The sequence below is a fragment of the Actinomadura sp. K4S16 genome (genome assembly GCF_008327685.1).
GTDB lineage: Bacteria > Actinomycetota > Actinomycetes > Streptosporangiales > Streptosporangiaceae > Spirillospora.
In genome coordinates, this window is the sequence record NZ_BDDE01000027.1 from 23,167 (window position 1) to 44,007 (window position 20,841).

A 20,841-nucleotide genomic window follows, 5' to 3' on the forward strand; every position below is an offset into this window, starting at 1 on the left:
CACCATTGGAGCGCCTCCGGGGCCTCCGCCCCAGCCCCGGACCGCGCTCTGTGTCTCGTATACGAGACAATCGGAGCATGAGCCAGGTCCCGGCCGCCCGCCGCGCGCTCGCGGTGCTGCGCCTCCTGGCGGGCGCTCCCGGCCCCCTGCCCGCCTCGGCGATCGCCCGCTCCCTCGACCTGCCGCGCTCCAGCGCCTACCACCTGCTCACCGCGATGGCCGAGGACGGCTTCGTCACCTACATCCCCGAGGAGCGCCGCTGGGGCCTCGGCGTCGCCGCCTTCGAGATCGGCTCCGCCTACCTGCGCCACGAGCCCCTGGAGCGCCTGGCACGCCCCCTGCTGCGCCGCCTGGTCGACCGCGTGGGCGAGATCGCGCAGCTCGGCGTCCTGCACGGCGCCGAGACCCTCTACCTGCTGAAGGAGCAGCCGCCCCGGCACGCCACCCTGGTCACCGACGTGGGCGTCCGGATGCCCGCCCAGCTCACCGCCAGCGGCCGGTCGATCCTGGCCTACCTGCCGCCCGCGCAGGTCAGGGCCCTGTTCCCCGGCCGCTTCGTGGACCGCACCGGTCGCGGCCCGTCGTCCCTGAGCGACCTGCGCCGCATCCTCGCCGAGGACGCCCGCCGGGGCTGGGCGGTCGAGGACGGCCACATCACCGAGGGCTTCGCCAGCATCGCCGCCTGCGCCTTCGACCACACCGGCCATCCCACCGCCGCGATCACGGTGACGTTCCGCCGCGAGGACCACCCGGAACCCGCGTGGCCCGCCCTGGCGGACCACGTCCGCGCCACGGCCGCCGCCCTGACCACCCGGCTCACGGGCCGCCCCCCGACCTGACCGCTAGCTCCCGAAACGGTCGGCGACCAGCCGATCGGCCCAGCGGCGCAGCGCGTCCTCCACGGGCGGATGGCTCAGCCCGGCCTCCTTGGCCAGCACGTCGGCCGAGGACGTGTCGTACCGCTCCTCGGACAGGAAGGAGAGCGTCTCGGGTTCGACGCCGGTGAGCGCGCGCGGCAGCCGCCGCACCAGCCCGACCGGCAGCATCATCCTGGGAGGGCGCACGCCCAGGTGCCGCGCCAGCAGCCCGACCAGCTCGTGCAGGTTCGGCGTGGCGCCGTCCAGGACCCGGTGGGCGCGGTACGGCCCCTCGTCGTACTCGGGGACGGCGGCCATGAAGCGCGCCAGGTGATCGACGGTGACCACGGGGACGAACGTGCGCCGCGACCCGGCCAGCGCGGGCAGGCGCCCCGCCCAGAGGTCCCGGACCAGCTCGGCCAGTCCGATGTACTGCCCGGCCTCACCGGTGACCGAATGCCCGATCACGGTCGCCGGATGCACCGCGGTGAGAGGAGCGCCTTCCTCTTCCGAGACGGCCCGTACCGCCGCGTCCCCTTCGAGCTTCGACGCCTCGTAGGCGCCCAGCCGCCGGTACAGCGCGTCCAACTCCTTCGCCGCCGCCGGATAGGTGAGCGTGCCGGCGGAGGCCACCCGATACCCGGACACATGGACGAGCCGCCGCAGCCGAGGAAGGCCTGCGGCCCACCGCACGACGTTCACGGCACCGTCGACGTTCGCGCGCCTAGCCTCCTCGCGTCCCAACCCGAACCGGAAGAGGGCGGCGGCGTTGAAGACGTCCCGCACGCCTTCCAGCCGCTCGCGATCGCCCTCGCCCAGCCCCAGACCCGGTCGGGTGATGTCGGCGTCCACGACCACGAGCCCCCGCGCGTCGACCCCGTGCTCCCGCAGCCATCCACGCAGCTCCTCACCGCGGTCGGCTCCGCCCCGCACGGCCACGGCGACCGTCCGCCCCCGGCCCAGCAGCTCCGCCACCAGCCATCGCCCGATGAACCCCGTAGCCCCGAAGACCAAGGCACCGCCGGTCTCGCTCGCACTGAACGCCATGGCGACAAACTAGACCGGTCTACCTATTTTTGTCCAGCCGCGCCCGCTGAACCGACTCCCCGGCCGAAGAGGATCAGTCGTCGAGGAGGCGCCACATGGTGAGGGCGAGCCTGGCGCGGGTGAGTCCCGCCGGTTCGGTGAGGTCGATGCCGAGCGTCTTCGCCAGCTGGTCGAGCCGCCGGGCGACGCTGCTGTGGTGCAGGTGGAGCCGGTCGGCGGCCTGGCGCAGGGAGCCGGTGGCGCAGTAGGCGTCCAGGGTGTTCAGCTCGTCCGGGTTGCCGGCCAGCCCGGCGATCGCGGCCACGTCGGGGTTGTCGCGCACGGACCCGGGAGGAATCTGCGCGAGCAGGGCCAGCGCTCCCAGGTCCTCGTAGCGGACGACGGGTTCGCGCGTGCCGGCGAAGCGCAAGGCGGTACGGGCTTCGCGCCAGGCGTGGTCGGGTCGCTCCGCGACGCCGATGCCCGCGCGCACGCCCGCCGGGAACCGGGCCGCGTCGAGGGTGGTCGCCAGGATGACGCCGACGTCGGCGACCGGTGCCGCCTTCACCGGCCGGCCCGGGCAGACCAGGGTCCCGATCCGGTCGAGGGGAAGCGGCGACCGGACGGCGGCGACGCGGACGGGCAGGTCGGCGGCGAAGCCCAGCAGCCGCAGCGCCCGGGCCCTGGCCGCCTCGTCGGCGCCGGGGCTGATCACCAGCTCGACCAGGGCGGGGTCGGCCATGGTGGTGCGTTCCGGGCCGTACCTCTCGAAGACCGCGGCGGCGGCGATGGCGAGGCGGTCCAGGACCGCCTCGTCGAGCGGGCCGGGCGGTCCGGGGCGTTCCAGCCAGACCGTGCCGATCTCCTCCTCGTCCAGGACGACCGGCGCCGTGGTGGACGCGGGCGCCGGTGGGCCGGAGGCGTTCGCGCCGTCGGGGGCGACGCGGATCACCCGCCCCGTGCTGTGCAGCCGGATCCCGGCGACGCACTCGGCCAGGCCCGCCGAGGCACGGGCGAGCGCCGGCAGGTCGACCCGCCGTCGCATCAGCGTGTCGTAGAACATGACGACGCGGATCACGCCGTCGACCTGCGGGTCCAATCCGGACAACCGTTCGACCAGGGCCTCCATGGGCACGAGGATAAGCGCCGGTCGGCGCGCGATCCATGCGGGATGCGCGACGGATGGCGGATGTGCCGGCCGGGCGGCGACGGTGAGGATTACCGGCATGGATCCCGAGCTCGAAGCGTTCATCCCCTTCCTCCCGGACACCGACCTGACCGACCCCGTCGGCGCGCGCAAGAGCTTCGCCGAGCGCGCCGCCGCGCGTCCGGCACCGGACGTCCCGGACATGCGGCTCGAAAACCGCACGGTGCCCGCGGACCCGGACGTGGCCGTGCGGATCTACCGCCCGCGCGACGCCCGGGGCGCCGTCGTCTGGCTGCACGGCGGCGGGTTCGTCTTCGGCGACCTGGACACCGAGCACCCGTGGGCCTCCCGCATCGCCGACGGCTCGGGAGCGGTGGTGGTCTCGGTGGACTACCGGCGGTCCCCGGAGAGCCGGTTCCCGGCCGCGCTCGACGACGCCTACGCCGTGCTGGCCTGGACGGCCGAGCACGCGGACGACCTCGGCGTCGACCCGGGCCGGATCGCGGTCGGCGGGCACAGCGCCGGAGCGTGCCTGGCGGCCGCGGTGGCGCTGCGGGCGCGGGACGAGCAGGGACCGCCGATCCGCTTCCAGCTGCTCAACGAGCCGGGACTCGACGACCGGCAGGAGACCTGGTCGCAGCGCACCTTCACCGACACGCCCTGGCACGACCGCGACAAGGTCGCCCTGGCATGGGGGCACTACCTGGGGGGCGCGCCCGCCACCACGTACGCCGCCCCGGGGCGGGCCACCGACCTGGCCGGCCTGCCTCCCGCCTACATCGCCACCGCGGAGTTCGACCCCGTCCGCGACGAGGGCATCGACTACGCCGTCCGCCTTCTGCAGGCGGGCGTGTCGGTCGAGCTGCACCAGTGGCCCGGCACCTTCCACGGGTCGCAGGCGATCTTGTCCGCCGATGTGTCGCAGCGCCAGATCGCCGCCCTCGCCGCCGCCCTGCGCCGCGCTCTGGCCGACTGAACGCCGCACGCCGGCCGACTGAGGTCCGCGCCCTGACCGCCTGAGCCCCCGCGCACGCCACCCGCGCCGCCGGGTCTGTTCCGCCTGCCCGAAAACAAAGACGAGGAATCCTCTCATGCCCGACCACGCGCACACCGCCGCCGGCTCCGAGCACTCCCGCCTGACCGCCTTCGGCGACCATCTGATCGCGCTCCACGACGAGCTCCGCCGCGACATCGCCGCCCTGCGGGAGGAGGCGGCACGGCTCCCCGCCGACGGCGGCGCCGCCGGCCCGCTCGCCCTGCCGGACCGGCTCCGCAGCCACTGCGTGACGTTCTGCGAAGCGCTGCACGACCACCACACCACCGAGGACAGCGCGATCTTCCCGTTCCTGTCGCAGGAGCACCCCGAACTGTCCGAGGTGCTGGACCGCCTCGCGTCCGACCACCGGCACATGGCCACCCTCCTGAACGACCTCCGCAAGGCCACCGAAACCCCGCTCGCCCCCGGCTTCCACGCCGAGTTGGAACGGCTGTCGGTCGAGCTCCTGACCCACCTCGACCGCGAAGAGCACTACCTGGTACCGGTCCTCAACTCCCTGACGAACCTCCCCGTCCACTGAGCCCCGCCCCCGTCGAAAGGACGACCGTGCCAACTCCCGTCTGGATCGCAGGTGTCGGGATGACACCGTTCGGCAGGCATCGCGGCAAAAGCGTCGGCGACCTCACCCGCTGGGCCGTCGCCGACGCGCTGCAAGACTGCGGCGCCACCGTCGGCGCTCTGGACGCCGCGTTCTTCGGCACCGCCACCCAGGGCGCCCTCGAAGGGCAGCACATGGTCCCGGGCCAGATCGCACTGCGCGCGATGGGCGTCCAGCGGATCCCCGTCGTGAACGTCGAGAACGCCTGCGCCACCGGCGCCACCGCGTTCGCGCTCGCCGTGGACCGGATCCGGGCGGGAGCCGCGGACGTGGCCCTGGCCGTCGGGGTGGAGCGGATGAACGTCGACGACCCCGCGCGCACCATGGCGGTGTTCGACGGCGCCTACGACGTGTCCGATCCCGCCGCGCTCGCCCGCACCCTGAAGGAACTCGGCGGAGACGTCGACGTGGACGGCCTCGGGCCCCGCTCGGTCTTCATGGACGTCTACGCCGCGGTCGCGCGCAACCACATGCGCGTGTACGGCACGACCCAGGAGCAGATCGCGGCGGTCGCGGCCAAGAACCACGGCCACGCCGCCGCGAACCCGCGGGCACACCACCGCAGGCCGATGACGGTGGCGGACGTCCTGGCGGCGCGGAGGCTGGCGTACCCGCTCACCGTTCCGATGTGCGCGCCGATCACCGACGGGGCCGCGGCGGTCGTCGTCTGCGGTGAGGCCGGGCTGCGGCGGCTGGGGGCGGCGAAGAGGGTCGAGGTCCTCGCCACCGCGATCGGCACCGGGACGGATCGGGACCCGCGCACCTTCGAGGGCCACCAGAGCCGCTCGGTGTCCGCACGCGCCTACGAACAGGCCGGGGTCGGCCCGGACGACGTGGACGTGGCCGAGGTCCACGACGCCACGGCCTTCGGCGAGGTGCTCCAGACCGAGATGCTCGGTCTGGTTCCGCCCGGCGAGGGCGGACCGGCGGCCCTGCGGGGCGAGACCGCCCTCGGGGGCCGGCTGCCGGTGAACCCCTCCGGCGGCCTGGAGTCCAAGGGCCACCCCCTCGCGGCGAGCGGGCTCGGGCAGATCTTCGAGCTCACCGAGCAGCTGCGCGGGACCGCGGGACCCCGCCAGGTGGAGGGAGCCCGGATCGCCGTCGCCGAGAACGGCGGGGGCTTCCACCGCGGCGAAGAGGCCGTCACCTGCGTGACCGTCCTCGGGAGGGCGTGAGAGATGGCCGTCATCGACTTCTTCGACCGCGGCCGGGCGATCGACCCGACAGGGGTCGCCTACCGGTCCGACGACGAGGTGTGGACCTTCGACGAGGCGGGAGCACTGTCGTGCCGGATCGCCCACGCCTTGCTGGGCGCGGGAGCACGGCGCGAGTCCAAGGTCGCCGTCCTGTCCCCGAACGCCCCGTCCGCGTGGATCTGCGTGCTCGGGGCGTGGCGCGCCGGCGCGGCGTGGGTGCCCCTGAACCCGGCCACTCCGGTGAGCGAGAACATCGGGCTGCTGCGGCGCTTCGACGTGGAGGTGCTCTTCTACCACCCCGACCTCGCCGACCAGGTCGCCGAGATGAAGGCCGCCTCGCCGGGAGTCGGCCTCTACGTGGCCCTCGCGGCCGGTACCGGCGACCTCGCGTTGGAGGACTGGACCGCCGGCCGGCCGGACACGCCGCCGCCCGTCCGCTTCGCCATGGACGACGTGGTCGCCGTGTCGCCGACCGGCGGGACGACCGGCGAGCCGAAGGGCGTGATGAACACCCACCGCTCCCTGTCGGTGATGGTCGCCCACCAGATGATGGCGCTGACCTATCCGGCGGGGGCGCCCGTCGTCAACCTCGCCGCCGCCCCGATGACGCACACGGCCGGGCTCTTCAGCCTGCAGACGACCGCGCGCGGCGGCACGGTCGTCATCGTCCCGCGCGCGACGCCGGACGCCGTCCTCGACGCCGTCGAACGGCACGCGGTCACGGAGCTGTTCCTCCCGCCGACGGCGGTGTACCGCCTGCTGGAGACGCTGGAGCACCGGACGGCCGACACCTCGTCCCTCCGCTACCTGGTGTACGGCGCGGCGCCGATGTCGACCGACAGGCTGCGCGCCGGCATCGACCGGCTCGGTCCCGTCTTCCTGGGCGGCTACGGCCAGACGGAGGCCATCGCGGCGATCTCGTTCCTCCGGCCCGACGAGCACCTGGCCGGCGGGGAGGTGGCGCCCGAGGAGAGGCTGCGCTCGTGCGGCCGCCCCTACCCGCTGGCCACGGTGGCGATCCTCGACGAGGACGGGACGGAGGTGCCGCAGGGCCGCACGGGCGAGATCTGCGTCCGGGGCGACCTGGTGATGAAGGGCTACTACAAGGACCCCGAGCGCACCGCGGAGACGATCGTCGACGGCTGGCTGCACACCGGCGACCTCGGGCACCGCGACGCCGAGGGCTACCTCCACATCACCGACCGCAAGAAGGACCTCATCATCTCGGGCGGCTTCAACGTCCACCCGAGCGAGGTCGAGCAGGTGATCTGGAGCCACCCCGCGGTGCGCGACTGCGCCGTGGTCGGCTCTCCCGACCCGGACTGGGGCGAGGCCGTGACGGCCGTGGTCGAGCTCAAGGCCGGACACGACGTCGGGGAGGCCGAACTGATCGCCCGGTGCCGCGAGCGGCTCGGCCCGGTCCGGACGCCCAAGAAGGTCGTCTTCATGGAGCGGCTCCCGCGCAGCGGCAACGGCAAGGTCCTCAAGCGGGAGATCCGCGAGGGGTTCTGGGCCGGCACACGAACAAGGATCTGAGGAGCATCATGACGGAACCGAGAACCACCGGAAGCGAACCGGCGGGCAGGGGCGAACTGGCGGGCAGGGACGAACTGGCGGGCAAGGTCGCGCTGGTCGTCGGCGCCGGCTGCATCGGCGAGGGGATGGGCAACGGCCGCGCGACCGCGCTGACGTTCGCACGCGAGGGCGCGACCGTGGTCTGCGCCGACATCGACCTCGCGTCGGCGCGCGAGACCGTCCGCCTGATCCGGGAGGAGGGCGGGGCCGCGGAGGCGGTCGAGCTCGACGTCACCGAAGAGGCGCAGGTCCGCGCCGTCGTCGGCGCCGTCGTAGACGCGCACGGGCACCTCGACGTGCTCGACAACAACGTCGGCATCGGAGCGGTGGGCGGCGTCACCGACCTCGACGAGGCCGACTGGGACCGGGTCCTCGCGGTCAACCTCAAGGGGGCGTTCCTCACGATGAAGCACGTCATCCCGCACATGGTCGAGCAGGGCGGCGGCTCCATCGTCAACATCTCCTCGGTCACCGGGATCCGCTGGAGCGGCGTGCCGTACGCGAGCTACTACGCGAGCAAGGCCGGGCTCAACCACCTGACGCGGATGACCGCGCGTGAATGGGCCCGGGAGCGGGTCCGGGTGAACGCGGTGCTCCCCGGACTGATGAAGACGCCGATGGTGGCCACGGCGATGCTCGCCGACGCCTACGACAGCCCCGACATCGAGGCCATGTGGGCGAAGCGGGACGCCCAGGTGCCGATGGGTCACATGGGCACGCCGTGGGACGTGGCGGAGGCGGCCTTGTTCCTCGCAGGCGACCGGTCGAAGTACGTCACCGGGATCGAGCTCGTCGTGGACGGAGGAGTCGCGCTCGGCTTCGCATGACCGGCCGCCACCCCGCCTCCCCCCGCCGCCGGGTGCACGGCCGCGGCGTGCCGTTCCCCCACCGGCAGGGGCCCGGGCGTCGGAAATCCTCGGTTTCCGACGGGCGGCTGGGGCGGCGAGGGGGCGGCGCGGACGCTTGGCACATGACCGACATCGACCGGATCGACCACTCCGTCCTCTACACCACCGACATGGACGCCACCGCCGCGGCCTACGAAGCCCTGGGCTTCACCCTGAGCCCGCTGTCGATGCACATGGGCTCCGACCGGCCCGGCGGCGAGCGCAGGCCCATGGGCGCCGGCAACCGCTGCGCCCTGTTCGGACAGAACTACCTCGAACTGCTCGGCCTCTTCGGCGACGGAAGCGTCGACCCGTGGAACATCCGCCCCTTGATCGCCGAGTACGAGGGCCTGCACGGCTACTCGTTCGGCTGCGTGGACGCGGAGGCGGCCGAGGAGCGGCTGCGCCGGGCGGGCCTGTCCTCCTCGGGAGTGCTGCCGCTCCAGCGCGACGTGGAGACCCCCGGCGGCACCGCCACCGCCCGGTTCCAGGCCGTCCACCTGGAGCGGTCGCTCACCCCCGAGGGCCTGGTCCACGCGGCCCGGCACCTGACACCGGAGCTGATCCACCAGCCCCGGTACCTGGAGCACGCCAACGGCGCGACGCATCTGGAGAGCGTCCTGCTGGTGGTCGGCGACGGCGAGCTGGCCGCCACCGCGGACCGCTACGCGCTTATCCTGGACGTCCCCGCGGTCGCCGAGGGGCCGCGCCGGGTGCTGCGGCTGGCGCTGGGGCGGGTGGAGATCGTCACGGTCTCCGCCTTCGGCGAGGTGCTGCCCGGTGAGGACGTCCCCGCCCTGCCGTACATGGCGGCCCAGACGGTGGCGGTCGGCGACCTCGGCGCCGCGCGCACGCTCGTGGAGGGCAACGGCTTCGTCGCGCGGGACCTGCCGGGTGGAGGCTTCTTCGTCGGCGCGGCCCAGGCGCGGGGCGCGGCGCTCGCATTCCAGCAGGTGCGTTGATGGCGACCGCAGGCGCCTTACGCGGGCTCTGCTTCGGGACGGCACCGCGGCTCTCGGCGCCTGGCCGACCGCGTCCAGGAGGCGGGGACCGCCTTCATCCGCGGCGGGTCACCGGGGCGAGGCCGCTACGGCCGTCGGTCCGAGGTCCATCACTTCCCATGGCCGCCCCGATCCTCTTGCTGCTGCGGATGATCGGCGCGCTCTCCACCTGGCGGACGCCCGGGAGCGCGCCGATCCCCGCCTCCAGGTAGTCGTACAGCGCCGACACGTCGCGGCAGGCGGCGAACACCAGCAGGTTCGTCGGCCCCGTGGTCGCCGCCACGAAGGCGGCCTCGGGATGCGCGGCCAGCGCGTCGGCGGTCCGCCGCAGCGCGGACGGCTCGACGGTGAGCCACAGCATGGCCACCGTGTCGTAGCCCAGCAGCAGCGGGTCGATGTCCACGTCGAAGAAGACCGCCCCGGTCCGGCGCAGGTGGTCCAGCCTGCGCCGGGCGGTCATCTCCGAGGCGCCGATCGCCTTGGCCAGGTCCGTGTAGCCCGCCCGCCCGTCCTGGAGGAGCACGCTCAGCAACTGCTCGTCCTCCTCGGTCAGGACGACGGCCTCGCCTTGGCGATCGTCGAGGTCGGGGGCCAGCGCGGCGATCTGCGCGGGCGTGAGCGCGTCGGTCCGGCCGTGCCACCCGGTCGGGCCTCCGGCGAACACCCGCAGCACGCAGTGCGCGCTGATCCCGGTCACCTGCGGCGTCCGCGGGAGCTGCCCGAGCAGCAGCGCGTCGCGGCGCCGCCGGTCCCGCGCCTGCACGACGCAGACGATCTGCGTGCCGCCCGAGGTCAGGCTCACCCACAGCGTGTCGTCCCTGCGTGCCAGCGCGTCCGCGATCGCGTTGGCCGCCTCGGGCAGGGCCTGGACGCGCAGCACCCACTCCACCCAGCCCATCCGCTGCGCAACCGGCCGGCCCACCACGCGCAGCGCGCCGGTCGTGCGCAGCCTGCGGTAGCGCCGCGCCACCGTCTGGTCCGACACCTCCAGCACGGCCGCGATCCGGCTGAAGCTCGCACGCCCGTCCACGTGCAGCGCGTGGACGATCGCCCGGTCCAGCCCGTCCAGAGCAGCCGTCTCCATTCTCACAACCTAGACGTCCGGGACATCCTCGACGCGCGGTGATCCGGCCTGCTCGGATCGCGGCCGTGCCGGCTCGGACTGGGACGCCCGGGCGGGGATGAGGAGCGCGAGCAGGATCGAGACGGCGACGAAGCCGAGTACCCACCAGAAGGTGCGGCCGTAGGCGCCCGCGAGCCCGTCGGGGGTGACGTGCTTCGACGCGATCAGCTCCTCGAGGCGTCCCTGCGCGACGATGAGCAGGACCGCGGCCCCGAACGACGAACCGATCTGCATGATGATCCTGTTCGCCGCGCTGGCCCGCGGGATCGCCGGCCCGGGGACGTCGCGGATGGCGGCCGCCATCGCCGGCACCATCACCGCGCCCATGCCGCAGCCGTTGACCAGGAGCGCCGCGCTCAGCAGGACCTCGCTGCTCTCGGCGCCGAGCCGGGTGAAGACCAGGGCGCCCGCACCCGTCAGCACCAGGCCGCCGATGACCAGGACGCGGGCGGCGACCCGGTCGGCGAGCTTGCCCACCGCGATCAGCGAGGCGGCCATCCCGACGCCCTGCGGGACCAGCAGCAGGCCGGCCTCCAGGGCGCTGTGGCCGCGGACCTGCTGGGAGTACAGCGGAAGCACGCCCACCGCGCCGAACAGGGCCACGCTGGCGAAGAACAGCACGGCGGAGGACGACATGAAGCTGCGGACCTTCAGCAGCCGCAGATCGAGGATCGGATCGCGGGCACGCAGGGCGTGCAGGCAGAACGCCGCCAGGAGCACCGCCCCCACGGCCAGCGGGAGGACGACGTGCCGGTCCGCGAACGACCTGTACCTGCTGGCCTCGGTGAGCCCGAAGACGACCACGGCGCAGGCGGGCGAGAGCAGCAGGAGGCCGAGCACGTCGAGCCGCCCGGCGCCCGGCGACGTCCGCGTGGGCATGACGCGCCAGGCCATCACCATGGCGGCGATGCAGACCGGGACGTTGATGAAGAAGATCCAGCGCCAGTCCCAGTCGTCGACGATGACGCCGCCCAGCACCGGCCCGAGCACCGGCCCGAGCGCGGAGGGGACGCCCATCACCCCCATGACCCGTCCGAACCGGGCGGGCCCGGCCTCCTGGGCGAGGATCGCCATGCCGAGCGGGAGCACCATGCCGCCGCCGAGCCCCTGGACCACCCGGAACCCGATGAGGCTGTAGACGTCCCAGGCGGTGCCGCACAGGACGGACCCGACCAGGAACAGCGAGATGCAGGTGATCCACATCTTCCGGGCGCCGAACCGTTCCAGGGCCCACCCGGACAGGGCCATGACCGCGGCCATCGCGAGCAGGTACCCGGTGGTGATCCACTGGATGGTGAGCAACGAGCTGTCGAACTGCTTGAGCAGCGTGTCGTAGGCGATGTTGGTCATCGTCGCGTCGAGCTGCATCATGATCGACCCCAGCGCGATCGTGATCATGAGCAGGACTAGCCGGGCGGGCAGGCGCCCGCCGCCCGGCTCCTCGACCGCTTTCGCGGACACGGTCATGGGACTGGACCCTCCATCTTCAGTAAATATTTACTGCGCATGTCGTGCGGGGAGCGGATGCGCTCCGAGCGGCGGCGTCTACTTCTCCCCCGGGGATCGCCTGGAGCCGGTCATGCCGTCCAGCAGCTGTTCCAGCACCAGGCGGCGCGTCTCGGCCGCGGTGAAGTCGATGCCCCTCTCCGCCGCCAGAGCGTCTCCGCGCCGCGCCAGCACCACGCCCCCGATGAGGGCGCTCATCGCGATGCCCCAAGCGATCTCGAACGGCCGGTCGCCGCGGAAGACCCCCTCATGCTGGCCGCGTTCGTACAGCTCGCGCAGCTCCGCCGGAAGCGTGTCGGCCGAGGGCAGCGGGAGGGTCTTCCACCCGCCCAGGGACTCGTGAAGCCACAGACCGATCAGGACGGGACGCCCCGAGAGGGCTTCGGCCAGCGCGCCGAGCGCCGCGGTCACGCCCTCGTAGGGCGCGAGGGCCCGCGCCTTCTCCAGAGCCGGGTGCCACGCGTCGTGCAGCGCGGCCATCTGGTCCTCGAGGACGGCCCTGTACAGGCCCTCCTTGCTGCCGAAGTGGTGATAGATCATCCGCTCGTTGACACCGGCCCGCTTGACGATCGCCTGGACGCGCGCGCCCCGAAGGCCGTACTGGGCGAACTCCTCCGCCGCGGCGGCCAGGAGGGAAGCCTTGCTCACCGACATGCAGTAAACATTTACATACGAACTGCGCCATCGCAACCCGGGACACCCCGCGCGGACCGGCCATCCCTATTACGCTACTATTGGTATCGTAAATATGAGGAGGTCATCATGACGGCCAAGGCTCCACTGCGCGCCCGCATCGTCCTCAGGGACAAGGTGGACTGGGAGGCGCTCACCGACGAACAGGTGATCGCCGCGCGCGCGAAGGTCAACCGGCTGCGGGCGTCCCGCGCGGTACGGATCATCACCGGCCTGCCCGACCGGGGCGCCCGCATCGAGGAGCGCACCATCGACCTGCCGGGCCGCCGCCTGAGGCTGCGAGTGCACCGCCCCAAGGACGCCGGCCCGGGGCTGCCGCTGATCCTCTCGCTCCACGGCGGCGGCTTCATCGTGGGCACCCCGGCGCAGAACGACTGGCTCAACAGCCGCCTCGCGGCCCGCTGCCCCGCGGTGGTGGTGTCGGTGGAGTACCGCCTCGCCCCGGAGCACCCTCTGCCGGCGCCCCTCGACGACGCCTACGACGCGCTCGCCGCCCTCGTCGACGACCCCTTCGGCTGGGGCATCGACCCCGCGGCCGTCGCGGTCCTCGGCGAGAGCTCCGGCGGCACCCTCGCCGCGCTGGTCGCGCTGCGCGCCCGCAAGGACGGCCCGCCCCTGCACGCCCAGGTGCTCTGCTACCCGAGCACGGACTGGACCGACACCATGGCCGACTACCCGTCGGTCGCCGCGAACTCCGGGAACCCCGGGCTGTCGGTGTCCGAATGGCGCACGGCCCGCAGGCTGAGCGTCCCGCCGACCCTCGACCCGCGCACGGTGTCCCCGGTGAAGTTCGACGATCTCGCCGACCTGCCGCCCGCGCTGGTCGTCACCGGCGCGCTGGATCCCGGGGACGACCACGGCCGCCGCTACGTCGAACGGCTCCGCGCGGACGGCACGGACGCCCGCGTGGCCTGCTACCCCGGGGCCATCCACGGGTTCCTCAGCATGCCCGGCCTGATCCCGGACGCCCGGCCCGCACGTCGCGAGATCCTCGCCTTCCTGCGCCACCGGTTGCGCCCCGCATCGAATCCGCCCGGCACGCGGGAGCGCTGAACCGCTGATCGGCGCCGGGGCGCGACGGGTATCGTCTGGGGGTGCCACCAGCGACCGCTTCCGCCCGGCCACCGGGCCGCCCGCGCTCCGGCGTCAACGCGGTGGTGTTCGCCGCGACGCTGACCACGGTGCGGGAGCTCGGCTACGCGCGCGCCACCGTCGACCGCATCGCCGCCGCGGCCGGCGTCGCCAAGACGACGATCTACCGTCGCTGGCCGTCGAAGGGCGCGCTGATCGTCGACTGCCTGCTCGACGCGTTCGGCCCGGTGCCGCTGGAGGGCACCGGGCGGGCCGAGCTCATGTCCTCGGCCGTCCGCTGGATCGCGGCGAAGATCGCCGAGCCGGGCGTGGGGGACGCGTTCGCGGGCGTGTTCAGCGACGCCGTCAGCGACCCGGACCTGCGCGAGGTCCTGTCCTCGCGGCTCCAGGCCCCCTACCGGACCGCGCTCCAGGACGCGCTCGGCGAGCCGGAGGACCGGGTCCTGCTCTTCATCGACGTCGCCGTCGGAACCCTGCTGCACCGGATGGGCATGACCGGCGAGCCGATGGCGGACGCGGACGTCACCGCCCTGGTCGAGATGCTGCTGACACACTTCGCCGACGGCCGTCCGACCTAGCGCCGCCGGGTGCTTCGAGACCACCCGTACCGTCACCGGCTTCTTGATCTTCACGCGGACGAAGCCGTTTTCGCGCCGCTCCCCCGCCCGTGCGGCGGATCATCGGATACCGCCGCCCCCACCCCGCCCCGTCCCCTGCGGAAAAGCTCGAACGCCAGGTCGCCGAGCCCGGGGCGCTCGTTCAGCGGTCGGTGACGATGAGCAGGCGGGGGCTCTGGTTCAGGCGGCGGGCTCCGACGTCGGTGCAGACGACGACGTCCTCGATCCGCGCGCCGTACAGTCCCGGAAGGTAGATGGCGGGCTGGATGGACATGGTCATGCCGGGCTCGATGACGGTCCGGTCCCCCGGCGACAGGTAGGGCGGTTCGAACTGGTCGAGGCCGACCCCGTGGCCCGTCCGGTGGGCGAAGAACGACCCGTACCCGCTGGCCGCGATGGCGTCGCGGCAGACCTCGTCGATCTCGGCGGCGGTGACCCCCGGGCGCACCGCCTCGCAGGCGGCGCCGTGGACGGCGAGGACGACGGAGTACATGGCCTCGAAGTCCTCGGGCGGCTCGGCCACGACGAACATCCGGGCGATGTCGGAGCAGTAGTCCTCGTACCGTCCGCCGATGTTGACCAGGACCGCGTCGCCCGGGTTGATCGTCCGTTCGGTGGGCCGGTGGTAGGGGTCGGCGGAGTGCTCCCCCGCCGCGACGGTGACGAGCGTGACCTCGTCGTGGCCGGCCTCCAGCAGCAGCCGCCGCAGCAGCCGCGCCATCTCCCGTTCGGTGGCGCCGGACCAGCTCAGTTCGGCGGCCGACGCCACGGCCCGGTCGGCGGCGACGGCCGCGCGTTCCAGCGCCGCGATCTCGGCGCCGGACTTGCGCATCCGGAGCGCCGCGAGGAGCGGCTCGGCCGAGGCGAACAGGGTCTGCGGGCCGAGCCGCTCCTGGATGGACAGCAGTTCGTGCGCGAGCATCTGGGGGTCGACGGCGACCCGCGAGCCCGCCGGGATGAGGGGCGAGGCATCGGGGACGTGCGCGGGCGGGCCGTCCGGCGTGATGACGAGGAAGCCGTGCCGTACCGAGCGGGCGAGGTACCGCAGGTTCGAAGAGGGGCGCAGGACGAGGACGTCCACCCCGTGCTCGACCATGCGGGCCCGCACCCGCTCCAGCCGGTCGTCGCTCATTCCGGCGCCGAATCGTAGAGCCAGCAGGCGACCCCGCGTTCCTGCACCGGCTCCCGTCGCGAGCAGATCTCCATGGCGTGGGGGCACCGCGGGTGGAACCGGCAGCCGGACGGCGGCGCCGCCGGGTCCGGCACGTCCCCGGGCAGCTCGGCGGGCAGCGTGCCCGCCCCGTCCGGCGCGGGGACCGCGGCGAGCAGGGCCCGGGTGTAGGGGTGCCGCGGGTCGGCCCAGACCTCGGCGGTGCGGCCGATCTCGACGATCCTGCCCAGGTACATGACCGCGATCCGGTCCGCGATCATCCGGACGACCGACAGGTCGTGGCTGATGAACAGCAGCCCCGCTCCCGACTCCACGGTCAGCGACCGCATCAGCCCCGCGACCTGCGCCTGGGCGGAGGCGTCCAGCGCGGAGATCGGCTCGTCGCCGATCAGCAGGGACGGCTGGGCGGCCAGCGCGCGGGCGATGGCGATGCGCTGCCGCTGCCCGCCGGAGAACTCGTGCGGGTAGCGGCCGGCCATGTCGGCCGACAGCCCGACCCGCTCCAGCAGCTCGCCCGGGTCCGGGCCGCCGCGCCGGCCGTCGGCGATCTGGCCGCCGATCCGGCGGCGCGGGTTCAGCGAGGCGAACGGGTCCTGGAACACCATCTGGATCCGGGTCAGCGCGGGATCGCGGCGGCGCAGGCCGAGCGGCGTGACCGGGCGGCCCTCGAACCCGATGGAGCCGCCGGACGGGCGGATGATGCCGCAGATGGCGCGGGCCAGCGTCGACTTTCCGCAGCCCGACTCGCCCACCAGGCCGACGACCTCTCCGGGCGCGACGGACAGGTCGACACCCGCCACCGCCCGCACCGGGGGCCGGTCCGGGCTGCGGTGGTCGACCACCAGGTTCTCGACGGACAGCAGCGGTGTGGCGGGCGCCGGCTCGGCACCGTCCAGCAGTTTCATGAGGTGCTCCGCTCCGGCAGCGCGTCCAGCAGCGTTCGGGTGTACTGGTCGGCGGGCTCGCACATGACCTGCGCGCGCGGGCCGGTCTCGACCAGGAGGCCCGCCCGCATCACGCTGATCGTGTCGGCCACCGCGGACATGACGCCGAGGTCGTGGGTGACCAGCAGGACGGCGAGCCCGAGCTCGTCGCACAGGCCGCGCAGCAGGCGCAGCACGCCGGCCTGGACGGTCACGTCGAGCGCGGTGGTCGGCTCGTCCGCGATCAGGACCTTCGGGTCGCAGGCCAGCGCGATCGCGATCGCGATGCGCTGCCGCATGCCGCCGGAGAACTGGTGGGGGTATCTCCGGAGCGCGCCGCCGGGATCCGGGATGCGCACCCTGGCCAGCAGTTCGGCCGCGCGGCGGCGCGCCTCGGCCTTGTCCAGGTCCAGATGGTGGCGCATGTGGTCGGTGAGCTGGCGGCCGACCGAGAGCATGGGGTGCAGGCTCGTCGACTGGTCCTGGAAGACCATGCCGATCTCGCTGCCGCGCAGCGCGTTCATCCTCTTGGGCGGGAGGGCCAGCAGATCGGTCCCGTCGAAGAGGATCCGCCCGCCGGTGCGCGCACCGTGCGGGAGCAGCCCCATGACGCCCAGCCCGGTCATGGTCTTGCCGGAGCCGCTCTCGCCCGCCAGCCCGTGGATCCGGCCCGGTTCCAGCGCCAGGTCGATCCCCTGGATGATCTGGCGCCCGCCCAGCTCGACGGTGAGCCGCTCGATGTTCAGCACGGTGTCCGGCCCGCTTTCCGGCCCGGTGTTCGGCACGGTCACAGCGCCCGCTCCTTGATCGCCCGTGCGGTCCGCGGGTCGAGCGCGTCGCGCATCGTGTCACCGAGGAAGTTGAAGGCCAGCACCACCGTCAGGATGGCCAGGCCGGGGAACACGCCGACCCACCACTTGTCGAACACGTGCGTGGCCGACGCCACCATGGAGCCCCACTCGGCGGTGGGCGGCTTGGCGCCGAGCCCCAGGAACGACAGTCCCGACAGCAGCAGGAGCTGGGTGCCGATGTCGAGGGTGGCCAGCACCAGGACCGGGCCGGTCACGTTCGGAAGCACGTCGGTGCGCAGCGAGCGCCACGCGGAGAACCCGAGGAGCCGCCCGCTGATCACGAACTCGCGGGACCGGATGCCGAGCACCAGACCGCGGGTGACCCGGGCGTAGGCGGGCCAGGACACGACGAGCACGGCGAGCACCGCGTTGCGGAGGCTGGCGCCGAGCGAGGCGGCCACGGCCATCGCGAGGATGACGGTCGGGAACGCGAACACCAGGTCCGCCACCCGCATGATCGTCTCGTCCAGCCAGCGGCCGAAGTAGCCCGCGCAGGCCCCCAGGAGCCCGCCGATGACGACGGACATCACGACCAGCAGCATGGTGAGCGGGATGGACAGGCGCGCGCCGTACAGCACCCGGCTGAGGACGTCGCGGCCGAGTTCGTCGGTGCCGAACCAGTGCGCCCCGCTCGGCGCCTGAAGCCGCGGGAAGGCCTGGCTCAGCGGGTCGTGCGGCGCGAGCAGCGGCGCGGCGAGCACCACGACCAGCCATGCCGCCGCGATGGCGAGGCCGACGACGGCGAGCGGCTTGCGCCATGCCTCCGGCACCCTGCGGCTCACGTGTGCCTCACTCTTGGGTCGATGACGCCGTACAGCATGTCCACCACCAGGTTGACCACCACGTAGATCACGCCCACCACGAGTCCGACGCCCATGACCGCGGGCAGGTCGAGCGTGGTCGCGCTCTTGTACGCGTACTCGCCGACGCCGGGCCAGGCGTAGATCGCCTCGACGAGCACGGTGCCGGACAGCAGGCTGCCGAAGGCCAGCCCCGCCACCGTGATGACCGGCACCAGCGCGGCGCGCAGCGTGTACCGGAAGAGGACGGCGCGGCCGGGCAGGCCCTTGGCCCGGGCGGCCCGCACGTAGTCCTGGCCGAGCACCTCCAGGACGGCCGACCGCGTGAACCTGGTGAGCAGGCCGATCGTGTACGTGGCGAGCACGAGCGCGGGCAGCACGAGATGGCCGACGGCGCTGGCGAAGACGTCCCACTGGCCGGCGAGCGCCGCGTCCACCGTGTAGAGGCCGGTGGCGTGCGGCGGAGGCGCCATGGCCGGGGAGAGCCTGCCGGAGCCCGGCGCCAGCCCGAACTTGTAGAAGAAGAGGTAGAAGGCCAGCAGCGCCAGCCAGAACGTCGGCACCGAGACGCCGGCCAGGCTGGTCACCCGCAGGAACTGGTCGACGAACCGGTCCCGGCGCAGCGCCGCGATCACGCCGAACGCGACGCCCACCAGCAGCGACACCAGCAGCGCCGTGCCGGCCAGCTCGAACGTCGCGGGGACGAACTCCCGCAGGTCGTCGGCGACCGGCCGGTGGCTCTGCTGCGACTCGCCCAGGTCCCCGCGGACCAGGTTGCCCATGTAGGTCGCGTACTGCACGGGCAGCGGCTTGTCGAGGCCGTGCTGCTCCCGGAACTGCTGGACGATCGCCGGGTTGCCGAGCGCCTGCTGGCCGAGGTTCGCGGTGGCCGGGTCACCGGGCACCATGTTGGTCAGGATGAAGGTGACGAGGGTGACCCCGACGGCCAGCAGTACGGAGACCGCCAGCCGCCGGGTCAGGAACCGCATCAGCGGATGCCGCGACCACCACCGGGCGCCGGGTGGCCGGCGGCCCTTGAGCGTCCGCTCGTCCGACGGGTGTGGGGACTTCATTTGCTGCCGAGCGCCGCGATCTCGAAGGTCCACACGGGGTTGACCGCCAGGCCGGTCAGCGATCCGGCGGTGACCAGGCGCTGGCTCGGCTGCATCAGCGGCACGATCGGGCCGCGCGCGTTGAGCTCGGTCTGGATCTGGTGGTACTGGGCGAACCGGTCATCGCCGATGGTGGTCGCGGCCTTGGCTCCCGCGTCCTCCAGGGCCTTGTCCGCGCCCTTCTTCCAGCCCGCGCGCTCGCCGATCAGGCCGCCGGGCAGGAAGGCGAGGTAGTTGCTGGCGTCCGGGTAGTCCGGGCTCCACCACCACAGGCCCATCTCCTCCTTGCCGTCGCGGTAGCTCTCCAGCGCGGTCGCGATCGGCGCGGGGGCGAGGTCGACGGTGATGCCGACCTCCTTCAGGTTGGCCTGGACGCGCTCGGCCAGCGGCTGGAAGGACAGGCCGTTGAGCGTGAAGTCGCTGGGGTACTCCAGCTTGACCCTGGGGTTCGTGATCCCGCCGGCGGCGAGCGCCGCCTTGGCGCCGGCGACGTCGCGCTTGGGCGCCTGCTCCGCCGGCAGCGAGCCGTTGATCATGGACGGCACGATGCCGGCCGCCTGCACCGAGCCCTCGCCTGCGAGCTCCAGCAGCCCCGCGTAGTCGACGCCCTTGCGGACGGCCTCTGCGAACCGGGGGTTGGACGTGGTCTTGCTGACGGCCGGGTTCCGGTTGGTCAGCAGGAAGAACACGTTGGCGGACGCGCCCTTGACGATCTGGTTGCCGCCGCCGATGCCCTGGGCCTGGTCGGCCGTCAGGTCCACCGCGATCTGGCTGTCCCCGCGCTGCACGTTCAGCTTCTGGGTCTGCGACTGGACGTTGCGCACCACGACCCGCTTGTAGACGGGCTTGGTGGCGCCCCAGTACTTGGGGTTGGCCTTGAGCACGACCTGCGTGGCCGCGTTGAAGGACTCCAGCATGTACGGGCCGGATCCGGCCGACTGGCCGTTCAGGTACTTCTCCGCCTTGTCGTCGGGGCCGGCGGCACCGCCGTTGGCCTTGACGACCTTGGAGTTGACGATGCCGAGCGCCGGGTTCGGCAGGATGAACGGCAGCGACGGGTTGGGCTTGGCCGACACCAGGGTGATGGTCTTGTCGTCGGTCTTCTCGACCTTCACGCCATCGAGCAGGAACGACGGGTTGCCCTTGAGGTCGCGGACCCGGTCGAGCGAGAACACCACGTCGTCGGCGGTGACGGGGCCGCCGTCGGAGAAGACGGCGTCCTGGCGCAGCTTGAGGGTGAGCTTCTTGCCGTCCTTGGACAGCTCGTACGACTCCGCCAGCGCCGGCACCGGCTTGCTGACGTCGGAGCCCTTGAAGCTCAGCAGGGTGTCGTAGAGGGCCCGGTCGATGAGCAGGCCGGTCTGCTCGTACATCCGGCCCGGGTCCACGGTCTTGAGGTTGAACGAGGTGTCGATGACCAGGGCCTTGCCGCCCCCGGACGAGGACGCCTCGTCCCCGCCCGAGCAGGCGGTCAGGCTGAGTGCTGCGGCCACGAGGACGGACAACGCCGCCCGCCGTGTGGTTCCACTCGTGATCGGCATCGCGGCCTCCGGGGGTCCGTCAGGTCAGTTCTCTGCGTCTGGACGACGATGTCCGATAGTGCGAGACT

Annotated in this window: 20 protein-coding genes; 9 read left to right on the plus strand and 11 right to left on the minus strand. The window is 73.1% G+C overall.

All coding sequences use genetic code 11. The features are described from left to right. The first annotated feature begins 77 nt into the window (after nucleotides 1-77). Entirely contained in the window at nucleotides 78-839 is a 762-nt protein-coding gene (locus tag K4S16_RS38755; RefSeq protein WP_149264080.1) for an IclR family transcriptional regulator, read from the plus strand. A gap of 3 nt (nucleotides 840-842) precedes the next feature. Here the strand turns inward: K4S16_RS38755 and K4S16_RS38760 are convergent, their stop codons facing one another. Together K4S16_RS38760 and K4S16_RS38765 are read right to left on the minus strand one after the other, a co-directional pair. Beyond that, the gene (locus K4S16_RS38760) at nucleotides 843-1,904 is read right to left on the minus strand and encodes an SDR family oxidoreductase (protein ID WP_149264081.1); all 1,062 of its coding nucleotides are present in this window, start codon (nucleotides 1,902-1,904) and stop codon (nucleotides 843-845) included. 73 nt (nucleotides 1,905-1,977) lie between these two features. After that, entirely contained in the window at nucleotides 1,978-3,012 is a 1,035-nt protein-coding gene (locus K4S16_RS38765) for a CdaR family transcriptional regulator (protein ID WP_149264082.1), read from the minus strand. Between the two features lie 97 nt (nucleotides 3,013-3,109). Here K4S16_RS38765 and K4S16_RS38770 point away from each other — a divergent pair, with 97 nt between their 5' ends. From K4S16_RS38770 to K4S16_RS38795, 6 genes are all read left to right on the plus strand, one after another. Next, nucleotides 3,110-4,006 (plus strand): alpha/beta hydrolase, encoded by an 897-nt coding sequence (locus K4S16_RS38770; RefSeq protein ID WP_149264083.1) that lies wholly within the window; start codon nucleotides 3,110-3,112, stop codon nucleotides 4,004-4,006. Nucleotides 4,007-4,121: 115 nt separating this feature from the next. Further along, entirely contained in the window at nucleotides 4,122-4,607 is a 486-nt protein-coding gene (locus K4S16_RS38775) for a hemerythrin domain-containing protein (protein WP_149264084.1), read from the plus strand. A 26-nt stretch (nucleotides 4,608-4,633) separates the two neighbouring features. After that, the gene (locus K4S16_RS38780) at nucleotides 4,634-5,860 is read left to right on the plus strand and encodes a thiolase family protein (RefSeq protein WP_149264085.1); all 1,227 of its coding nucleotides are present in this window, start codon (nucleotides 4,634-4,636) and stop codon (nucleotides 5,858-5,860) included. A gap of 3 nt (nucleotides 5,861-5,863) precedes the next feature. Then, entirely contained in the window at nucleotides 5,864-7,417 is a 1,554-nt protein-coding gene (locus K4S16_RS38785; protein WP_149264086.1) for a class I adenylate-forming enzyme family protein, read from the plus strand. Between the two features lie 8 nt (nucleotides 7,418-7,425). Continuing rightward, nucleotides 7,426-8,283: an SDR family NAD(P)-dependent oxidoreductase gene (locus K4S16_RS38790; RefSeq protein ID WP_149264087.1), complete on the plus strand. Its 858-nt coding sequence runs from the start codon at nucleotides 7,426-7,428 to the stop codon at nucleotides 8,281-8,283. A gap of 143 nt (nucleotides 8,284-8,426) precedes the next feature. Further along, a complete protein-coding gene (locus K4S16_RS38795) occupies nucleotides 8,427-9,305 on the plus strand; it encodes a VOC family protein (RefSeq protein ID WP_160161173.1) in 879 nt (292 codons plus the stop codon). Nucleotides 9,306-9,399: 94 nt separating this feature from the next. On the opposite strand, the gene K4S16_RS38800 is transcribed toward K4S16_RS38795, so the two are convergent. From K4S16_RS38800 to K4S16_RS38810, 3 genes are all read right to left on the minus strand, one after another. After that, entirely contained in the window at nucleotides 9,400-10,428 is a 1,029-nt protein-coding gene (locus K4S16_RS38800) for an Lrp/AsnC family transcriptional regulator (RefSeq protein ID WP_149264089.1), read from the minus strand. A 9-nt stretch (nucleotides 10,429-10,437) separates the two neighbouring features. Beyond that, on the minus strand, nucleotides 10,438-11,934 hold the full coding sequence (locus K4S16_RS38805) for an MDR family MFS transporter (protein WP_149264090.1): 1,497 nt from the start codon (nucleotides 11,932-11,934) through the stop codon (nucleotides 10,438-10,440). 78 nt (nucleotides 11,935-12,012) lie between these two features. Continuing rightward, a complete protein-coding gene (locus K4S16_RS38810) occupies nucleotides 12,013-12,621 on the minus strand; it encodes a TetR/AcrR family transcriptional regulator (RefSeq protein ID WP_200842371.1) in 609 nt (202 codons plus the stop codon). A 114-nt stretch (nucleotides 12,622-12,735) separates the two neighbouring features. Between K4S16_RS38810 and K4S16_RS38815 the strand changes: the two genes are divergently transcribed. Both K4S16_RS38815 and K4S16_RS38820 read left to right on the plus strand, forming a co-directional pair. Next, nucleotides 12,736-13,719 carry an alpha/beta hydrolase gene (locus tag K4S16_RS38815; protein ID WP_149264092.1) on the plus strand — a complete coding sequence of 328 codons (984 nt, stop codon included), beginning with the start codon at nucleotides 12,736-12,738 and terminating at the stop codon, nucleotides 13,717-13,719. A 41-nt stretch (nucleotides 13,720-13,760) separates the two neighbouring features. Beyond that, the gene (locus K4S16_RS38820) at nucleotides 13,761-14,336 is read left to right on the plus strand and encodes a TetR/AcrR family transcriptional regulator (RefSeq protein WP_149264093.1); all 576 of its coding nucleotides are present in this window, start codon (nucleotides 13,761-13,763) and stop codon (nucleotides 14,334-14,336) included. 181 nt (nucleotides 14,337-14,517) lie between these two features. On the opposite strand, the gene K4S16_RS38825 is transcribed toward K4S16_RS38820, so the two are convergent. Genes K4S16_RS38825 through K4S16_RS38850 form a run of 6 tightly spaced genes read right to left on the minus strand, consistent with a single transcriptional unit; the run spans nucleotide 14,518 to nucleotide 20,773 of the window. Next, on the minus strand, nucleotides 14,518-15,507 hold the full coding sequence (locus K4S16_RS38825; protein ID WP_149264094.1) for a Xaa-Pro peptidase family protein: 990 nt from the start codon (nucleotides 15,505-15,507) through the stop codon (nucleotides 14,518-14,520). Beyond that, the gene (locus tag K4S16_RS38830; RefSeq protein ID WP_149264095.1) at nucleotides 15,504-16,451 is read right to left on the minus strand and encodes an ABC transporter ATP-binding protein; all 948 of its coding nucleotides are present in this window, start codon (nucleotides 16,449-16,451) and stop codon (nucleotides 15,504-15,506) included. The genes K4S16_RS38825 and K4S16_RS38830 overlap by 4 nt, the downstream gene beginning before the upstream one ends. Next, nucleotides 16,448-17,260, minus strand: coding sequence for an ABC transporter ATP-binding protein (locus K4S16_RS38835; protein WP_235037364.1), 813 nt, complete (start codon nucleotides 17,258-17,260; stop codon nucleotides 16,448-16,450). Before K4S16_RS38835 ends, K4S16_RS38830 begins: the two co-directional genes overlap by 4 nt. After that, entirely contained in the window at nucleotides 17,257-18,102 is an 846-nt protein-coding gene (locus tag K4S16_RS38840; RefSeq protein ID WP_149264096.1) for an ABC transporter permease, read from the minus strand. Before K4S16_RS38840 ends, K4S16_RS38835 begins: the two co-directional genes overlap by 4 nt. After that, on the minus strand, nucleotides 18,099-19,193 hold the full coding sequence (locus K4S16_RS38845; protein WP_149264097.1) for an ABC transporter permease: 1,095 nt from the start codon (nucleotides 19,191-19,193) through the stop codon (nucleotides 18,099-18,101). Before K4S16_RS38845 ends, K4S16_RS38840 begins: the two co-directional genes overlap by 4 nt. Continuing rightward, entirely contained in the window at nucleotides 19,190-20,773 is a 1,584-nt protein-coding gene (locus K4S16_RS38850) for an ABC transporter substrate-binding protein (protein ID WP_149264098.1), read from the minus strand. The genes K4S16_RS38845 and K4S16_RS38850 overlap by 4 nt, the downstream gene beginning before the upstream one ends. Nucleotides 20,774-20,841 lie beyond the last annotated feature (68 nt).